This is a genomic window from Marinithermus hydrothermalis DSM 14884, assembly GCF_000195335.1.
GTDB classification, from domain to species: domain Bacteria; phylum Deinococcota; class Deinococci; order Deinococcales; family Marinithermaceae; genus Marinithermus; species Marinithermus hydrothermalis.
The window spans coordinates 1,556,622-1,569,912 of the sequence record NC_015387.1 but is presented as its reverse complement, the minus strand read 5'-3'; the positions used below and the strand labels follow the sequence as shown (position 1 = coordinate 1,569,912).

Annotated in this window: 13 protein-coding genes, 1 tRNA gene and 1 pseudogene; 4 read left to right on the top strand and 11 right to left on the bottom strand. The window is 68.0% G+C overall.

The features are described from left to right. Nucleotides 1-33: 33 nt before the first annotated feature. Nucleotides 34-1,362: a S41 family peptidase gene (locus tag MARKY_RS07840; protein ID WP_013704338.1), complete on the bottom strand. Its 1,329-nt coding sequence runs from the start codon at nucleotides 1,360-1,362 to the stop codon at nucleotides 34-36. A gap of 55 nt (nucleotides 1,363-1,417) precedes the next feature. On the opposite strand from MARKY_RS07840, the gene ftsE reads away from it, so the two are divergent. Together ftsE and hpf are read left to right on the top strand one after the other, a co-directional pair. Next, nucleotides 1,418-2,101: a cell division ATP-binding protein FtsE gene (gene ftsE / locus MARKY_RS07835; protein WP_013704337.1), complete on the top strand. Its 684-nt coding sequence runs from the start codon at nucleotides 1,418-1,420 to the stop codon at nucleotides 2,099-2,101. A 78-nt stretch (nucleotides 2,102-2,179) separates the two neighbouring features. After that, nucleotides 2,180-2,731 (top strand): ribosome hibernation-promoting factor, HPF/YfiA family, encoded by a 552-nt coding sequence (gene hpf / locus MARKY_RS07830; protein ID WP_013704336.1) that lies wholly within the window; start codon nucleotides 2,180-2,182, stop codon nucleotides 2,729-2,731. Between the two features lie 78 nt (nucleotides 2,732-2,809). Here the strand turns inward: hpf and MARKY_RS07825 are convergent, their stop codons facing one another. Genes MARKY_RS07825 through MARKY_RS07815 form a run of 3 tightly spaced genes read right to left on the bottom strand, consistent with a single transcriptional unit; the run spans nucleotide 2,810 to nucleotide 6,488 of the window. After that, nucleotides 2,810-4,000: a murein hydrolase activator EnvC family protein gene (locus tag MARKY_RS07825; protein ID WP_013704335.1), complete on the bottom strand. Its 1,191-nt coding sequence runs from the start codon at nucleotides 3,998-4,000 to the stop codon at nucleotides 2,810-2,812. Further along, nucleotides 3,997-4,857 (bottom strand): cell division protein FtsX, encoded by an 861-nt coding sequence (locus tag MARKY_RS07820; RefSeq protein WP_013704334.1) that lies wholly within the window; start codon nucleotides 4,855-4,857, stop codon nucleotides 3,997-3,999. The genes MARKY_RS07825 and MARKY_RS07820 overlap by 4 nt, the downstream gene beginning before the upstream one ends. Before the next feature lie 47 nt (nucleotides 4,858-4,904). Next, nucleotides 4,905-6,488, bottom strand: a complete 1,584-nt coding sequence (locus MARKY_RS07815) for a DNA repair protein RecN (RefSeq protein ID WP_013704333.1) — start codon at nucleotides 6,486-6,488, stop codon at nucleotides 4,905-4,907. Nucleotides 6,489-6,543: 55 nt separating this feature from the next. Here MARKY_RS07815 and MARKY_RS07810 point away from each other — a divergent pair, with 55 nt between their 5' ends. Together MARKY_RS07810 and MARKY_RS07805 are read left to right on the top strand one after the other, a co-directional pair. Then, the gene (locus MARKY_RS07810; protein WP_013704332.1) at nucleotides 6,544-6,831 is read left to right on the top strand and encodes a rhodanese-like domain-containing protein; all 288 of its coding nucleotides are present in this window, start codon (nucleotides 6,544-6,546) and stop codon (nucleotides 6,829-6,831) included. Nucleotides 6,832-6,851: 20 nt separating this feature from the next. Continuing rightward, nucleotides 6,852-8,129 carry a (Fe-S)-binding protein gene (locus MARKY_RS07805; protein WP_013704331.1) on the top strand — a complete coding sequence of 426 codons (1,278 nt, stop codon included), beginning with the start codon at nucleotides 6,852-6,854 and terminating at the stop codon, nucleotides 8,127-8,129. 31 nt (nucleotides 8,130-8,160) lie between these two features. Here the strand turns inward: MARKY_RS07805 and MARKY_RS07800 are convergent. The 7 genes and pseudogenes from MARKY_RS07800 to aroC form a co-directional block, all read right to left on the bottom strand. Then, a tRNA-Asp gene (locus MARKY_RS07800) sits at nucleotides 8,161-8,237 on the bottom strand. Nucleotides 8,238-8,275: 38 nt separating this feature from the next. Beyond that, nucleotides 8,276-9,348, bottom strand: a pseudogene (locus tag MARKY_RS07795) (integrase core domain-containing protein); the annotation flags it as partial. A gap of 109 nt (nucleotides 9,349-9,457) precedes the next feature. Beyond that, nucleotides 9,458-10,099 (bottom strand): O-methyltransferase, encoded by a 642-nt coding sequence (locus tag MARKY_RS07790; protein ID WP_013704329.1) that lies wholly within the window; start codon nucleotides 10,097-10,099, stop codon nucleotides 9,458-9,460. Then, a complete protein-coding gene (gene aroQ, locus MARKY_RS07785) occupies nucleotides 10,096-10,539 on the bottom strand; it encodes a type II 3-dehydroquinate dehydratase (RefSeq protein ID WP_013704328.1) in 444 nt (147 codons plus the stop codon). Before aroQ ends, MARKY_RS07790 begins: the two co-directional genes overlap by 4 nt. Then, nucleotides 10,536-11,564 carry a 3-dehydroquinate synthase gene (locus MARKY_RS07780; RefSeq protein WP_013704327.1) on the bottom strand — a complete coding sequence of 343 codons (1,029 nt, stop codon included), beginning with the start codon at nucleotides 11,562-11,564 and terminating at the stop codon, nucleotides 10,536-10,538. Before MARKY_RS07780 ends, aroQ begins: the two co-directional genes overlap by 4 nt. After that, nucleotides 11,545-12,099 carry a shikimate kinase gene (locus MARKY_RS07775; protein WP_041658359.1) on the bottom strand — a complete coding sequence of 185 codons (555 nt, stop codon included), beginning with the start codon at nucleotides 12,097-12,099 and terminating at the stop codon, nucleotides 11,545-11,547. Before MARKY_RS07775 ends, MARKY_RS07780 begins: the two co-directional genes overlap by 20 nt. Then, entirely contained in the window at nucleotides 12,096-13,247 is a 1,152-nt protein-coding gene (gene aroC / locus MARKY_RS07770) for a chorismate synthase (RefSeq protein ID WP_013704325.1), read from the bottom strand. The genes MARKY_RS07775 and aroC overlap by 4 nt, the downstream gene beginning before the upstream one ends. Nucleotides 13,248-13,291: the final 44 nt, after the last annotated feature.

The window sequence follows — 13,291 nt, the reverse complement described above, 5'->3', positions numbered from 1 at the left end:
ATCGAGGCGCGGGGCCTGGAGGAAGATTTGGGGTTACTGGTCCTTGAGCACCTCGAGGGCTTTCTTCAGGATCGCGTCGCGCTCAAGGTCGAGCGCTGCCTCGCCCTGGATGTCGGAGCGGGGGCGTGGGGGAAGGGTTTCGCTGAAGCTGAAGGCGCCTTCCTCGTCCGCGACGGCGGTGAAGGTGCGGCCGTCCACCGTTAGGGTGACGGTCGCGCCGGGCGGTGCACCGGTGCCCTCAAACGCGATCGGGTTGGGGAAGCGGGTGTCGCGCACCACGAGGTCCGGGGTGATTCCCTCCTGGTTGATGCCACGCCGCTGGGGGGTGAGCCACTCGAAGGTCACCAGGGTGAGCTTGCCGCCGTTGGCCAGGGTGAACACGCTCTGCCCCACGCCCTTACCGAAGGTTTTTTCGCCGATAACCGTGGCGCGGTCATAGTCCTGTAGAGCCCCGGCCACGATCTCCGAGGCGGAGGCGGAGTTCCCGTTCACCAGAACGACCATGGGGCCCTCCCAGAGGGTGCGCCGTGAGGCCTCGCACCAGGCGCGGGTGGTGTCTCGCATGCGGGTGTAGACGATCACGCCCGAGTCCAGGAAGGCGTCGGCCACGCTGCAGCCTTGGTCGAGGAGGCCCCCACCGTTGTCGCGAAGGTCCAGAACGAGCTTGGTCGCTCCTTCTTCCTCCAGGGCGCGGATGGCGTCCGCGAGCTGGTCGGTGACCTTGAGGTTGCCGAAGGTCTCGATCGCGACGTACCCCACCCCCTCCGGCAGCATGGCCTTGCTTACCGAGACGATCTCGATCTTTTCCCGCACGATATCGAAGACGAGCGTGGCGTTGCTATCCCCGCGCTTGACCCCGAGCTGCACGGTCGTGCCCCGTGGGCCGCGGATCCGAGCGACGATGTCCAAAAGCTGCAGGGATGTGACGTCCTCGCCGTCCACCTCGACGATCTCGTCGCCAACGCGCAACCCTGCGCGGAAGGCGGGTCCAGAGCGGAAGACGTTCACGATGCGCGCACCGGTACCGTCCCCGCGCGCGGCGGTGATCTCCACGCCAATCCCGAAGAACTCCCCGCGGAGGTCCTCCTCCCGGGTTTGCGCGATGCGGGGGGAACTGTAGCTGGTGAAGGGATCCTCGAGGGCCTCCACCATGCCCTGAATGCCGCCTTGAATGATCTTATCGAGCTCCTCACCCGATAAGCGTTGCAGGTATTGTTGACTGATCAACTCAAACGTTTCCAGCAGAGCCCGCCCGTGAGGATTGCTCGTCAGGTCCGGGGCGGAGGGCCTGCTGAACTGCGCGTATACCAGCGCGGTAAAGACTCCGAGGACGATGAGAAGCAGACCTCTACGCTTTGTCATAAGCGCATTTTACCCGCTTCCCATGAGAAGAGGGTTGTCCTCTATACTTGTTGCCATGATCCACTTCCACCGGGTCTCGCTCGAGTACCCCAGCACGAAGACCCTGGCGCTGTACAACATCAACCTCGAGGTTAAAAAAGGCGAGTTCGTCTTTCTGGTAGGCCATTCAGGAGCCGGGAAATCCTCCTTGCTCTCCCTGATACTCAAGCGCTTTGATCCCACCTCAGGGGCGGTGTACGTGAACGGCCAGAACCTCAAGACGCTCAAGGGGAACCGCATCGCGCAGCACCGCCGGCGGATCGGGATGGTGTTCCAGGACCATCGGTTGCTCGCCGGTCTAACGGTTGAGGAGAACCTGGCCTTCGTGTTGCGGGTGCTGGGCGTGCCGAAGGGCGAGTGGCGAGACCGCATCACCCGCGTGCTGCGCACCGTGGGGCTGGTGCACAAGAAGCGGGCGTACCCGTACCAGCTTTCCGTAGGGGAGGCGCAACGGGTCGCGATCGCGCGGGCGATCATCGGGAACCCCTCGATCGTGCTGGCGGACGAGCCGACCGGGAACCTCGACCCGGATAACGCCCTGGCGATCCTCGAGGTCTTTAAGGCGATCCACGCTCGAGGCGCGACGGTCGTGGTGGCCACCCACTCCCGGGAGCTGGTGGAGGCGTACCCCCAGCGGACGATCGTGCTGCGGAGCGGGCAGATCGTGCGTGATGAGAAGGGAGCACGGTACAACCTGTAGGGCGGAGTGTCCCGGGTGGGGGTGCTAAGATGGGGGTGAGGCAATAGGGCTAAGGCACAGTCGGGTAAGGGAGGTAGCATGAACATCTACAAACTCGTTGGCCGTAACGTCGAGGTTACCGAGGCCCTGAAGAACTACATCGATAAGAAAGTCGCGCGCTTGGACCGGTATTTTGATCACATTGTTGACGCTAAGGTGGTGCTCTCCGTTGCCGGGAGCCCGCACGTCGAACGCCGCGCCAAGGCGGAGTTTCAACTGAACGTGCCCGGGGGGATTATTCGGGTTGAGGAGTCCGACGCGGATATGTACGCCGCGATTGACCGCGGGGTGGAGATCCTGGAGAAGCAACTGAAGCGCTTTAAGGGACGCTTGATGAATCGGCGGCGTGCCACGAACGCGAAAGCTGCGGTACCGCCCGTCCCTTCTAGCGAGACGGAGGAAGAGCCGGCTCCGGAGATCGTGCGGGTCAAGCGCTTCGAGATGAAGCCCATGACGCCCGAGGATGCCGCGATCCAGATGGAGGCTCTGGGGCACGACTTCTTCGTCTTCCGCAACGCGGAAACCGATGAGATCAACGTGATCTACCGTCGTCGGGACGGCAACTACGGCTTGATCGAGCCTGGGCCGTGACCGTGAGACCTGCACCAGCGCCGGGCCGGCTTCGGCCCGGCCTTCGGTTTAACCCCCACGTGCTTTCGCGGGGTGGGGTTAGTAGTACAGCGCCGGGTCCACGTACCGGAAGGCCCCGTCCTGCTCGAGCGCTACCCGGAACCACAGCACGTCCGGAGGAATCAGGGCACCTCCACCCAGGTACCCGATCAGCTGTCCCTGCTCAACCCGCTCCCCGATCTCCACGAGGGGGTCCTGGAGGTTGTGGTACAGGGTGTACAGGTTGTCCGTGTGCTGGATCATGACCAGCCACCCCAGGTTCCCGTAATAGAACGTCACGAAGACCTGCCCGTCGGCCGCGGCGCGCACCGGCGCGGCGGGCTTGGGTGCTTGAATCTCCTCGTAATCCTGCCCGTCGGTGCCGTAAGCGCGCGCGATGCGTCCCCCTGCAACCGGGAATAACAAACGCCCAACGAGCGCCTGCGGCGGTTTAAATACCGCGGCCACGGGCCGCGCGGACTCCTGGCGCTTTTGGCGCTCGGCCTCGAGGCGGCGCCGCTCCGCTTGGATCTGTTGCTGCAGCCGGGCGAGTTCCTGGTCCAGCTGCTCCTGGGCTTTTAGGAGCTCGGCAAGCCGCACCTGCTGCGCCTCTTTCCGTTGATTAAGGGCCTGGAGGGTGGCCTGATACTCGCCGCGCTTAGCCTCGAGGGCGCGGAGCTGTTGAGTATGCTCGGCTTGCTTGGCGTTCAACTCCTGCACGAGCGCCACCAGCCGCTTCCGCGAGGCCTCGAGCTGCGCGATCAGCGCCTTTAACTCCTCGACCAGCTCCACGTCGCGCTGCCCCAGGTACTGAATCCAGCGGGCCCGTACGATCAGGTCGGTGAACGAACGCGCCTGCAAAAGAGGCAGGTACCGGCCGGCCCGCTCGCGGTGTAGCGTGAGGACCAGTTGCTGCATGCGCGCCTTGAGGGTTTGCAAGCGCGTCTCCGCGGCGGCGATCTGCCCCTCCACCCGCGCCACCTGCTGCTCGAGCGCGGCGATTTCGCGCTCGAGCGTCTTGCGTTCTCGCTCGAGCCGCGTGACCTCCGCCTCGGTCTGGGCGAGCCGTTCAGCGAGAGCGCGGCTTTCGGCGTCGAGCTGGGCAAGCGCCTCCTCCAAGGCTCGTGTCTCATGGAGGCGTTGTTGCTTGAGTTGCTCGGCTTCCTGGAGGGCGCGTTGCAAGGCCTCCAGGCTCTGACCGAGGCCGAGGCCTGGGAGGAGGAGGAATAGGGCGAGGATGAGGCGCTTCATATCTCCGAGTCCTGCATGTGGCTGCGGCTGGAGAGCCACGCACCGAAGTACCCGATGAACGTTGAGAGGAGCAGCAGGCTGGCGGAGGCGGCGAGAAGGTCCTCGCGGGACAGGACCGGGACGAAAGGCAGGAGTTCCTGAACCGCTTCCGAGACCGCGCGGTAGGCGAGATTCCCAAGCGCGAGCGCGATCAGGGCCGCGGACAAGGTGAGGAGCAGCCCCTCGAGGAGAAACGGCGCTTGCACGAACTGCCGGGTGGCGCCCACGAGCAGCATGATGCGCAGCTCCTCCCGGCGGTTCTCGATCGAGAGGCGGATCGTGCCCATCACGCTGAAGAAGGTGTCGAGGACGAGGAGCAACATCAAAACGTTCGCTCCGACCCGGAGTCCGTGCAGCAAGCGGATGAGACGCTCGGTGATCTCGCCGCCGTACTCCACGTCCGCCACGCCGGGCATGCGGGCGAGCCGCTCGGCGACCTGACGCACCTGCGCGGGATCTGTGAGTTGCAGGTGCAGCGTGTGGGGTAACGGGTTCTCGATGAGGCTGCTTGCCTGCGCGAGGTACGGGTAGTCCAGTTGCAGCGTAGCGAGCGCTTCCTCCTTGCTCACAAACCGCGCCTCGCGCACCTCGGGCCAGCGGCGAACCTCGGCGAGCAGGGCTTCGGGGGCGGTGCCGTCCTGCAGGAAGGCCACCACCTCAACCTCGCTTTGGATTGTGGCGATGACGCGGTCCAGGTTCCACAACACCAACCCCACCAGGAACAACAACGCGAAGGAGACCGTAGCGGTGGTGAACGTTGCTAAAGCGCTCGTAGGGTGTCGCTTAAACGCACGAAGGGCCTGGGCCAGCGCGTACACGTCCCCAGTCTACCCGGCCCCTACGCTAAAAAGCGTGAGGGGCGGGGCTACACGTCCGCCCGGCGCCCCTCGAGCAGCTCCCGGGCGTGCCGGAGGGCCGCCTCGGAGTACGAGCCCGAAAGCATCCGCGCGATCTCGCGTACCCGCGCCTCCCCCTCGACGCGCTCGACGCGCACCCGACCCTCTTCCTTCACCACCCGGTAGTGCGTGGCGGCCCGGGCCGCGATCTGCGCCAGGTGCGTCACGACCAGGACCTGGCGTTCGGCCGCCAGCCGGTCGAGCCGCTGCGCGACCGCCCACGCCGCCTCGCCCCCGATCCCCGCGTCCACCTCGTCAAACACGACCGTTTCCGCCTCGGAGCCTGTTAAAAGCGCGAGCGCGAGCATCACCCGGCTCATCTCGCCGCCCGACGCGGCCCGCTCGAGCGGGGCTGGGGGAAGGTTCGGATTCGCGCTGAACAGGAACCGCACCTCCTCCAGCCCCTCCGGTCCCGGGGCTTCCTGGGCCTCGAGCCGCACCTCGAGGCGCGCCTCCGGCATGCCGAGCGCCCGGAGTTCCCGCGTCGCTGCGGCCTCGAGGGCTTGCGCCGCTTGGCGTCGCGCGGTGCTCAAGGCTTGTCCAGCCTGCCAGACGGCCTCCTCCGCCTCGGCGAGGGCCTGGCGCACCTCCCCCAAGCGGGTTTCGGCCGTCTCGAGGTGTTCGATCTCGCGCTGCGTTGCTTCCGCGAAGGCCCGCACCTCCTCGAGGGAGTCCCCGTACTTGCGTTTCAGGCGCTCGAGCAAGGCCAGGCGCGCCTCAACCGCCTCTAGCCGCGCGGGATCCGCCTCGAGGTCCTCCAGGTACTGCTCCAGCTCCTGCACGATGGCGTACAGGGTGCTGGCGGCGGCCTCGAGGTCCTCCCCGAGGGGCGTCAGGGCTGGGTCGTGTCGGGCTGCGCTGCGCAGAGCGCGCACAGCTTCTCCGACGAGGCCAAGCGCATCGGCTTCCTCCCCACTGAGCCGCTGGAGGGCGAGGGCGACCCGCTCCCGGAGCACCTCCAGGTGCCGGAGTTTTTCGGCCTCGGCGGCCAGCGCCTCGTCCTCCCCAGGCGTGGGGTTGGCTTTCTGGATCTCCTCGAGCTGGAAACGCAACACGTCGAGCCGCCGCTCGCGCTCCCGGGCCGCTTCGTGCAGCCGGGCTTCCTCCTCCAGGAGCGCCCGGTAGGTCGCGTACGCTTTGCGGTAGGCCGCCCGTGTCGGGGAGGGCACGGTGGCGTCGAGCAGCGCCCGGTGGCTTCTGGGCGTGGCGAGGGTGAGGGCCGCGTGCTGCGCGTGGATGGCGAGGCGCGCCGCGGTAGCCTCGGCCAGCTCGCGCAAGGTCACCACCTCCCCGTCGATCCGGGGGACGCTGCGCGCCGGGCCCACCCGGCGGCTGAACGGCCTCCCGTCGAACCACGCGGTGACCAACAGGTGCTCAGCGCCAGGCCGGATCAGCCCCGGGTCCGCCCGGACGCCGAGGAGCAGGCTGAGCGCGTCCACCAGGATGGACTTTCCAGCCCCCGTTTCCCCCGTGAGTACGGTCAGGCCCGGACCGAACTCCAGCGTGGCGGCTTCGAGAACGGCGAGGTTCTTCACCTCGAGGCGCTCGAGCATGCCCTTAGTCTAACCGCCGGCCTGCCCGCGGCAGGCGTTGGTAGACTGGTCCCTGATGAAGACCGTGACCCCGGAGACCCTACCCGAGGTGCTGGCCCTGAACCCCGTGATCGTGGATGTGCGTCCCCCTGAACGTTTCGCGCACGGGAGCCTGGACGGGGCGGTGAACCTGCCCCTAGAGCGCATCCAACAGGGGGATCACGACCTCCCTAAGGACCGCCCCCTCCTCCTCGTCTGCCAGATCGGCCGCATGAGCGAGCTCGCCGCGCTGTACCTCGAGGCCGAGGGGTACACCGAGGTCTACAACCTGGCGGGGGGGTTGGACGCGCTGGGCCTTTTCTAACCGGTATACTTGGGTCTACCATGCCCCGCCTCGACCCCGAGCAGTTGGTACGGGACGCGGAGGCTTGCGTGCGCTGCGGCCTCTGTCTTTCCGTGTGCCCCACGTACCGCGAGACCGGCCTCGAGATTCAAAGCCCGCGCGGCCGCGTCATGCTGTACGCGGCCTACGCCCAGGGGCAGGTGAACGACCGGGCGGCGGTCCTCGAGGCCGCGTACGACTGCCTGGATTGCCGCGCCTGCCAGAGCGTCTGCCCCATGGGGGTCCGGCCTGGTGAGGCGGCCCTCGATGCGCGCGTCACCCTGCAGGCGGGCCGGCCCGCGAACCCCCTCGTCAAGTGGGCCCTCGCTTTCTTCCACTACCCGTGGCTCGTGGACCTCGCGAACCTCCTGCTCGTGCTGTACCAGCGGCTCGGCCTGCAGCGCCTCGTGCGCCGCACGCGCCTGCTCGAGCGGCTGGGCCTGGGAAAGTTGCAGTTCGCCGAGGCCCTCCTCCCGGAACGCCCGATCCACCTGGCGCTCCGCCTCACCTACCCGCGCCGCCTCCCGGCGGTGGGGGAGGAGCGGGGTACCGTAGCGTTCTTCCTGGGCTGCGTCATGAACCTGGTCTTCTCCGAGGCCTCGCGGGCCACGGTCGAGGTCGTACGGCGCGCGGGGTACGCGGTAGAGATCCCCCGCGAGACCACCTGCTGCGGCGCGCCCCACATCGAGGAGGGCGACCTCGAGGGGTTCGAGGCCCTCGCGAAGCGGAACCTCGAGTACTACGGCCGCCTCGAGGTGGACTACATCCTCACGGACTGCGCCGCGTGCGGCGCGGAGCTCAAGAAGTACGCGCGGCACTTCAAGGACGACCCGGTCTACGGGCCGCTCGCCGAGCGGGTGCGGGCGCGCACCGTGATGTTCAGTGAGTTCCTGCGGCGCGCGGGGCTGCCCGAAGGGGTGCGCTTTCCCTTCGCCACCACGCACCAGCAGGCCTGCCACGCCTGCCACGCCCAGGGAGTGTACCGCGAGCCCCGCGCGGTCCTGGCCGAGATCGCGGACTACCGGCCCCTTGTGGGGGAGATGGACTGCTGCGGTTCGGCGGGCGTGTATAACCTGACGCACACCGAGACCTCCATGCGGTTGCTCGAGGCTAAGATGCAGCGGGTCAAGGAGAGTGGGGCCGAGGTGCTCACGGTGGAGAACCCGGGGTGCTTGTTGCAGCTGGACCTGGGCGCGCGCCGGCACGCGCCCGGCCTGAAGGTGCGCCACCTTTCGGAGGTGGTGTGGGCGGCGCTTCAGGAACAGCGTTCCGAAAAATAGCGACCCCCCTCCGCTAGGGAGGGGGGTGGATTGGCGGCCCCGACGGGACTTGAACCCGCGATCTCCCACGTGACAGGCGGGTGTGTTAACCAACTACACCACGGGGCCCTGCCACCGAGGGAAGTATAGGGCGTGCCCCCGCCTCGCGTCAATACCGTGTGGTCGGCCAACACATCTGAGACTCCCTGGGGACCGGCTCCTCTTGCATCATAGCCAGGAACTCCAGGGGAGCCAGACCGTTTAGGGCCCGGTGCGGTCTCCTTCGGTTGTAGTGGTCCAGGTAGGCGTCGAGTTTTTGTTGAAGCTCGGGGATCTTCGACGGCAGGGGTCGGGTGTAGAACTCATCCCTAAAGGTCCGCTGCATCCGCTCCACGTGCCCGTTCAGCTTGGGGCTTTTGGGCGGCAGCACGAAAAGCTGCAGGCCCAGGCGTTGGCAGGTCTCTTCAAACTCGGCCATGAACTCACTTCCGCCGTCAACCTGAATGGCTTTGACGGGGAAGGGGGCTTGCGCAACCCGGTGAGCCAGGAAGCTGGCCGCCAGGTTGGCCGTGGCTTTGGTGTGGAGTTCCGCAAGGGAGAAACGTGTGAAGAGGTCGACGGCCGAGAAGTGCTTGATCGTCTCCCCAGGGCCCAAGGTCACGGTCAGGGTATCTACCTGGATAAGGTCCCCAGGGTGGTGGACCTCGTACCCCTTGGGCTTTTTCTGGGCGTAGGGGCGCCGGGTCTTCCTCTTTACCTTTCCCCGCCGGGCCCGCGCCAGAAAGGCGGCTACCCTTTCCACCCGGCCGTGCGCCTCCAGGTAGGCCAGGATCCGCCCCACGGTGCGCTCGCTGACCTCAAAGCCTTGCCTCCTCAAGCTCAGCCAGATCGGCCAGCGCCCCCAGGTGGGGTTTTGTTTCCTCAGGGCTTCAATCTCGATCAGCAGCGTTGGGGTCCAGTAAACCTTCTGTCGTAGACGCTTGGGCCTCTTGGGTTTCGGGGCCAGCCCTTTGAGCCCCTCCGCCTTGAGCCTCTTTCTCCAACGGTAGTAGGTGGCCCGGCTGATCCCCACCAGCTCCTGGATTTCGGGCCGGTCCACCCCGTGTTCCCTGAACGCCGCGACCTGTTTGAGCTTTCGCACGCGGGCCTGGACCCTGGGGTCGCCGGCCCCTGCTTCGGTGAGTTGTTGGGCCTTCCTCGCCCCTCTCCACACCTCTCGGCCAACCGTGGTAAGCTGCATCCGTGGGGACCTCCTCTCTCCTGGAGTGGTCCCCACATTCTTATCGATTCGGTCTCACATGTGTCTGTCCGGGTTCATACCGGGTTGGGCCTCGGTCGTGCGATCCGCGCTAGTGGACTATGGCGTAGAGGAGCCCGTCCCCGATCGGAAGCAGGAGGGCGGTCAGCCGCGGGTGGCGGGTTACGAAGGCGTTGAACGCCCGCAAGGCCTCCGTCTCCGCGTCGCGCCGCCCCTCGGCGATCCGGCCCTTCCAAAGCACGTTGTCCGCCAGCACCACCGCGCCCGGCTGCAACAAGGGCAGCGCCCGCTCGAGGTACGCGCGGTACTCCTGCTTCACCGCGTCGATAAAGAGCAGGTCGAACGGCCCCTGGAGCGTGGGGAGGACCTCGAGGGCCGGGCCCAGCCGGGTCTCGACCCGCTCCGAGACCCCGGCCTCCTGCCAACGTTCCCGGGCGAAGGCCTGACGCTCAGGGTCGATATCGATCGTGACGAGCCGTCCCTCGGGGGGCAGCGCCCGCGCGATCCATAGGGCGGAGTACCCGGTGGCGGTACCGATCTCCAGGGCCCGCCGAACCCCCGCGCTGCGGGCCGCGATGTAGAGGAACACCCCGACCTCAGGGTCCACGATGGGCACGCCGTGCGCGCGGGCGTGCGCCTCGATCGCGCGAGCTACCGGGTCCCGCTCGGGCAACAGGCCCTCCAGGTAGCGGGCCTGCGCGGGCTTGAGGAGGGCGTCGCTCCGGGCCTTCACGGCTGCTGGGCTCCGACGCGTTCCGCGAGGAACTCCAGGGCGTACCGGTACCCCAGGGGCCCCAACCCGCTGATGGACCCCACGCACGCCGCGGCCGTCACCGAGGTGCGCCGGAACGCCTCGCGCGCGTGGATGTTCGAGAGGTGCACCTCCACCACCGGCAGCGGCTGGGCACGGATCGCGTCGTAGAGGGCGTACGAGTAGTGCGTCAACGCCCCCGGGTTCATCACGATCCCCAAAAACCCCTCCCCTTCGGCCCGCTGCACCCACTCGATCAGGGTGCCCTCGTGGTTGGATTGGCGGCACACGACGCTCAACCCCAGCTCCGCCCCCCACGCCTCGATCCGGTCCTCGAGCTCCTCCAGTGTGAGGCGCCCGTACACCTCGGGTTCCCGGGTGCCCAGCAGGTTCAGGTTCGGTCCGTTCAACACGAGAATCACCGCACCACCTCCAAAAACTCGCGGTAGGTCCTCTCGAGCACACGGCGTTCTACCGGACGCACCACCAGCTTACCCAATGCGAGGGGCACCACCCAGTGCACCTCCCCACCCCGCTTCTTTTTGTCCCGCGCCAGGAAGGGCTCGAGCGCCTCCCAGGCGAGGTCCGGGAAGGGCCGCGGCTCGAGCCACGCCAGAAGCCGCGCGGCCGCACCGGTCAGGTCCGCGCCGCCCAGCGCGCGCCCCAGCAGGGCGGCGTACAGGAGGCCGTACGCCACGGCCTCCCCGTGGGAGAAGGCGTGTTGGGTGGCGGCCTCGAGGGCGTGGGCCAGGGTGTGCCCCAGGTTCAGCTTCCGCCGTTCGCCGCGCTCGGCGTAGTCCGCCTCCACTACCCGGATCTTGACCGCGACGGCTCGCGCCAGGTAGGCCCCGAGCTCGGGGTGGGTGGGGGAGAGGGCGAAGGGCTCGAGGAGGGCCCGCTCCCCCGCGATCAGGCCGTGCTTGAAGGCCTCGACCAGGCCTTCCTTGAAGGTGTGGGGGGGCAGGGTGCGGAGGGCCTCGAGGTCGGCGTACACGGCGGCGGGGGCGTGGAACGCGCCGACGAGGTTCTTGCCCTCGGGGAGGTTGATCCCGGTCTTGCCGCCCACGCTGGCGTCCACCACGGCGAGGGTGGTGGTGGGCCACGAGACGTACGCAATGCCCCGCAGGTAGGTGGCGGCGACGAACCCCCCCAGGTCGGTGAGCGTGCCGCCCCCCACGACGTACAGCGTCGCGTCGCGCGGCACGCCGAGCCCAGCGAGCCACGAGAGGACGGCGCGGTAGCCTTCCAGGGTCTTGGCCGCCTCCCCGCCCGGGATGCCGAGACGGTGGGGGATCTCGAGGGCGGCGGCGACCTTGAGTGCGAAGGCCTCGACCGCGCGGTCATACAGCAGCGCCTTGGGGCCGGGCCGGGCCGAGATTTGCGCTTCGCGCAGGAGGTCGCGGCCGATGTGTACGGTGTAGGGCGGTTCACGTACCTTGAGCTTCACGCCACCTCCAGAGCTTCTCGATGATCTCCTGGACCACCTCGCGCGAGGCGCGCTGGTCCGTCGAGGCGTGGATGGGCGCTTCGCGGTAGGCGGCCTCACGCTCCGCGAGCAGCTTCCGGATGCGTTCGAGGGGCGCTTCGCCCGCGAGCAGCGGGCGCTTGCCGGGGCGGCGGCGCACCCGCTCGTAGATGGTCTCCGGGCTGGCCCAGAGGGCGACCACCGGGCCTCGAGCCAGGAGGATGCGGCGGTTTTCCGGGTTCACGAAGGTCCCGCCCCCCAGCGCGACCACCAGGTAGGGTTTGGACGCGACCTCCGCGACGGCCTCCGCCTCCAGGCGGCGGAAGGTGGCCTCCCCCAGGTACCGGAAGATGTCGGGGATGCTGAGGCCGGTTTCGCGCTCAATGTACCGGTCCAGATCGATGAAGTGCAGCATCAACTCCTGGGCGAGCTCGCGTCCGATGCGCGTCTTGCCCACACCCATGAACCCGGTGAGGGCCACCCACGTGGTGGGACGAGGCACCTCGATGCGCATCAGAACGCCCGCACGTGCGCTTTGTAGCGCTCCACCCGCTCGACCAGCTCGTCCAGGGTGTCCCCGCCGAACTTCTCCAGGTACGCTTGGGCGAGGACGATCCCCACGCACGCTTGTAGGATCACGCTTGCGGCGGGCACCGCGGTGGTGTCGGACCGCTCGCGGGCCGCGTCGGCGGGCTCATGGGTCACGACGTCCACCGTGGGCAGGGGGCGCATCAGGGTCGCGATGGGTTTGAGCGCGGCCCGCACCACGAGCTCCTCCCCGTTGGTCATGCCGCCCTCGAGGCCGCCCGCGCGGTTCGTCTTGCGGTAGTACCCCCGCGCCTCATCCCGGTAGATGGGGTCGTGCACCTCAGAGCCCGGCCGCATGGCGTTCGCGAACCCCGTACCGATCTCCACGCCCTTGATCGCGGGGATGGACATCACCATCTGCGCGATGCGCCCGTCGAGCTTCCGGTCCCAGTGCACGTGGCTGCCCAGGCCGGGCACGAGGCCGCGGAAGCGGGCCTCGATCACCCCGCCGAGCGTGTCCCCCGCTGTTTTGGCGCGGTCGATGGCCTCGATCATCCGGGCCTCGGCCTCCTTGTCCAGGACCCGTACGGGACTTGCCTCGATCTCCGCTGTGCGCGACCAGTCGAAGGGGGTCTGGCTCCACACCCCGCCGAGGCCCACCACGTGCGCGGCGCTCTCCACGCCGAAGGCCGCGAGGAGTTGGTGCGCCACCGCGCCCACCGCGACGCGCATCGCGGTCTCCCGGGCGGAGGCGCGCTCGAGCACGTCCCGGAGGTCCTTGTGTCCGTACTTGATACCGCCCGCGAGGTCCGCATGGCCAGGACGGGCTGCGGTCAGGGCGCGTTTTCTGGGCCAGGACCCTGGGGCGGGGTCCATGATGTCCTGCCAGTTCCGGTGGTCGGCGTTGTGGATCACGAGCGTGACCGGCGCGCCGGTGGTCCGTCCGTTCCGCACGCCGGACAGGATCTCCACCCGGTCGGTCTCGATCACCATGCGCCGGCCACGCCCGTACCCGCCCTGCCGCCGGGCCAGCCAGGGGTTGATCTCGTCCGGGGTGAGCGGAAGCCCGGCGGGTAGGCCTTCAATGACACCGGTGAGTTGTGGACCGTGGGACTCCCCTGCCGTCAAGAACCGCATAGGGAAAGCCTAGCACACCCCTGGGCCAGGCGAGGGAAGCTGTT

Coding starts and splice junctions, on each gene's coding strand:
- hpf (WP_013704336.1), top strand. CDS start 2,180: ATGAACATCTACAAACTCGTTGGCCGTAACGTCGAGGTTACCGAGGCC.
- MARKY_RS07840 (WP_013704338.1), bottom strand. CDS start 1,362: ATGACAAAGCGTAGAGGTCTGCTTCTCATCGTCCTCGGAGTCTTTACC.
- MARKY_RS07810 (WP_013704332.1), top strand. CDS start 6,544: ATGAAGACCGTGACCCCGGAGACCCTACCCGAGGTGCTGGCCCTGAAC.
- aroC (WP_013704325.1), bottom strand. CDS start 13,247: ATGCGGTTCTTGACGGCAGGGGAGTCCCACGGTCCACAACTCACCGGT.
- MARKY_RS07815 (WP_013704333.1), bottom strand. CDS start 6,488: ATGCTCGAGCGCCTCGAGGTGAAGAACCTCGCCGTTCTCGAAGCCGCC.
- MARKY_RS07825 (WP_013704335.1), bottom strand. CDS start 4,000: ATGAAGCGCCTCATCCTCGCCCTATTCCTCCTCCTCCCAGGCCTCGGC.
- MARKY_RS07805 (WP_013704331.1), top strand. CDS start 6,852: ATGCCCCGCCTCGACCCCGAGCAGTTGGTACGGGACGCGGAGGCTTGC.
- ftsE (WP_013704337.1), top strand. CDS start 1,418: ATGATCCACTTCCACCGGGTCTCGCTCGAGTACCCCAGCACGAAGACC.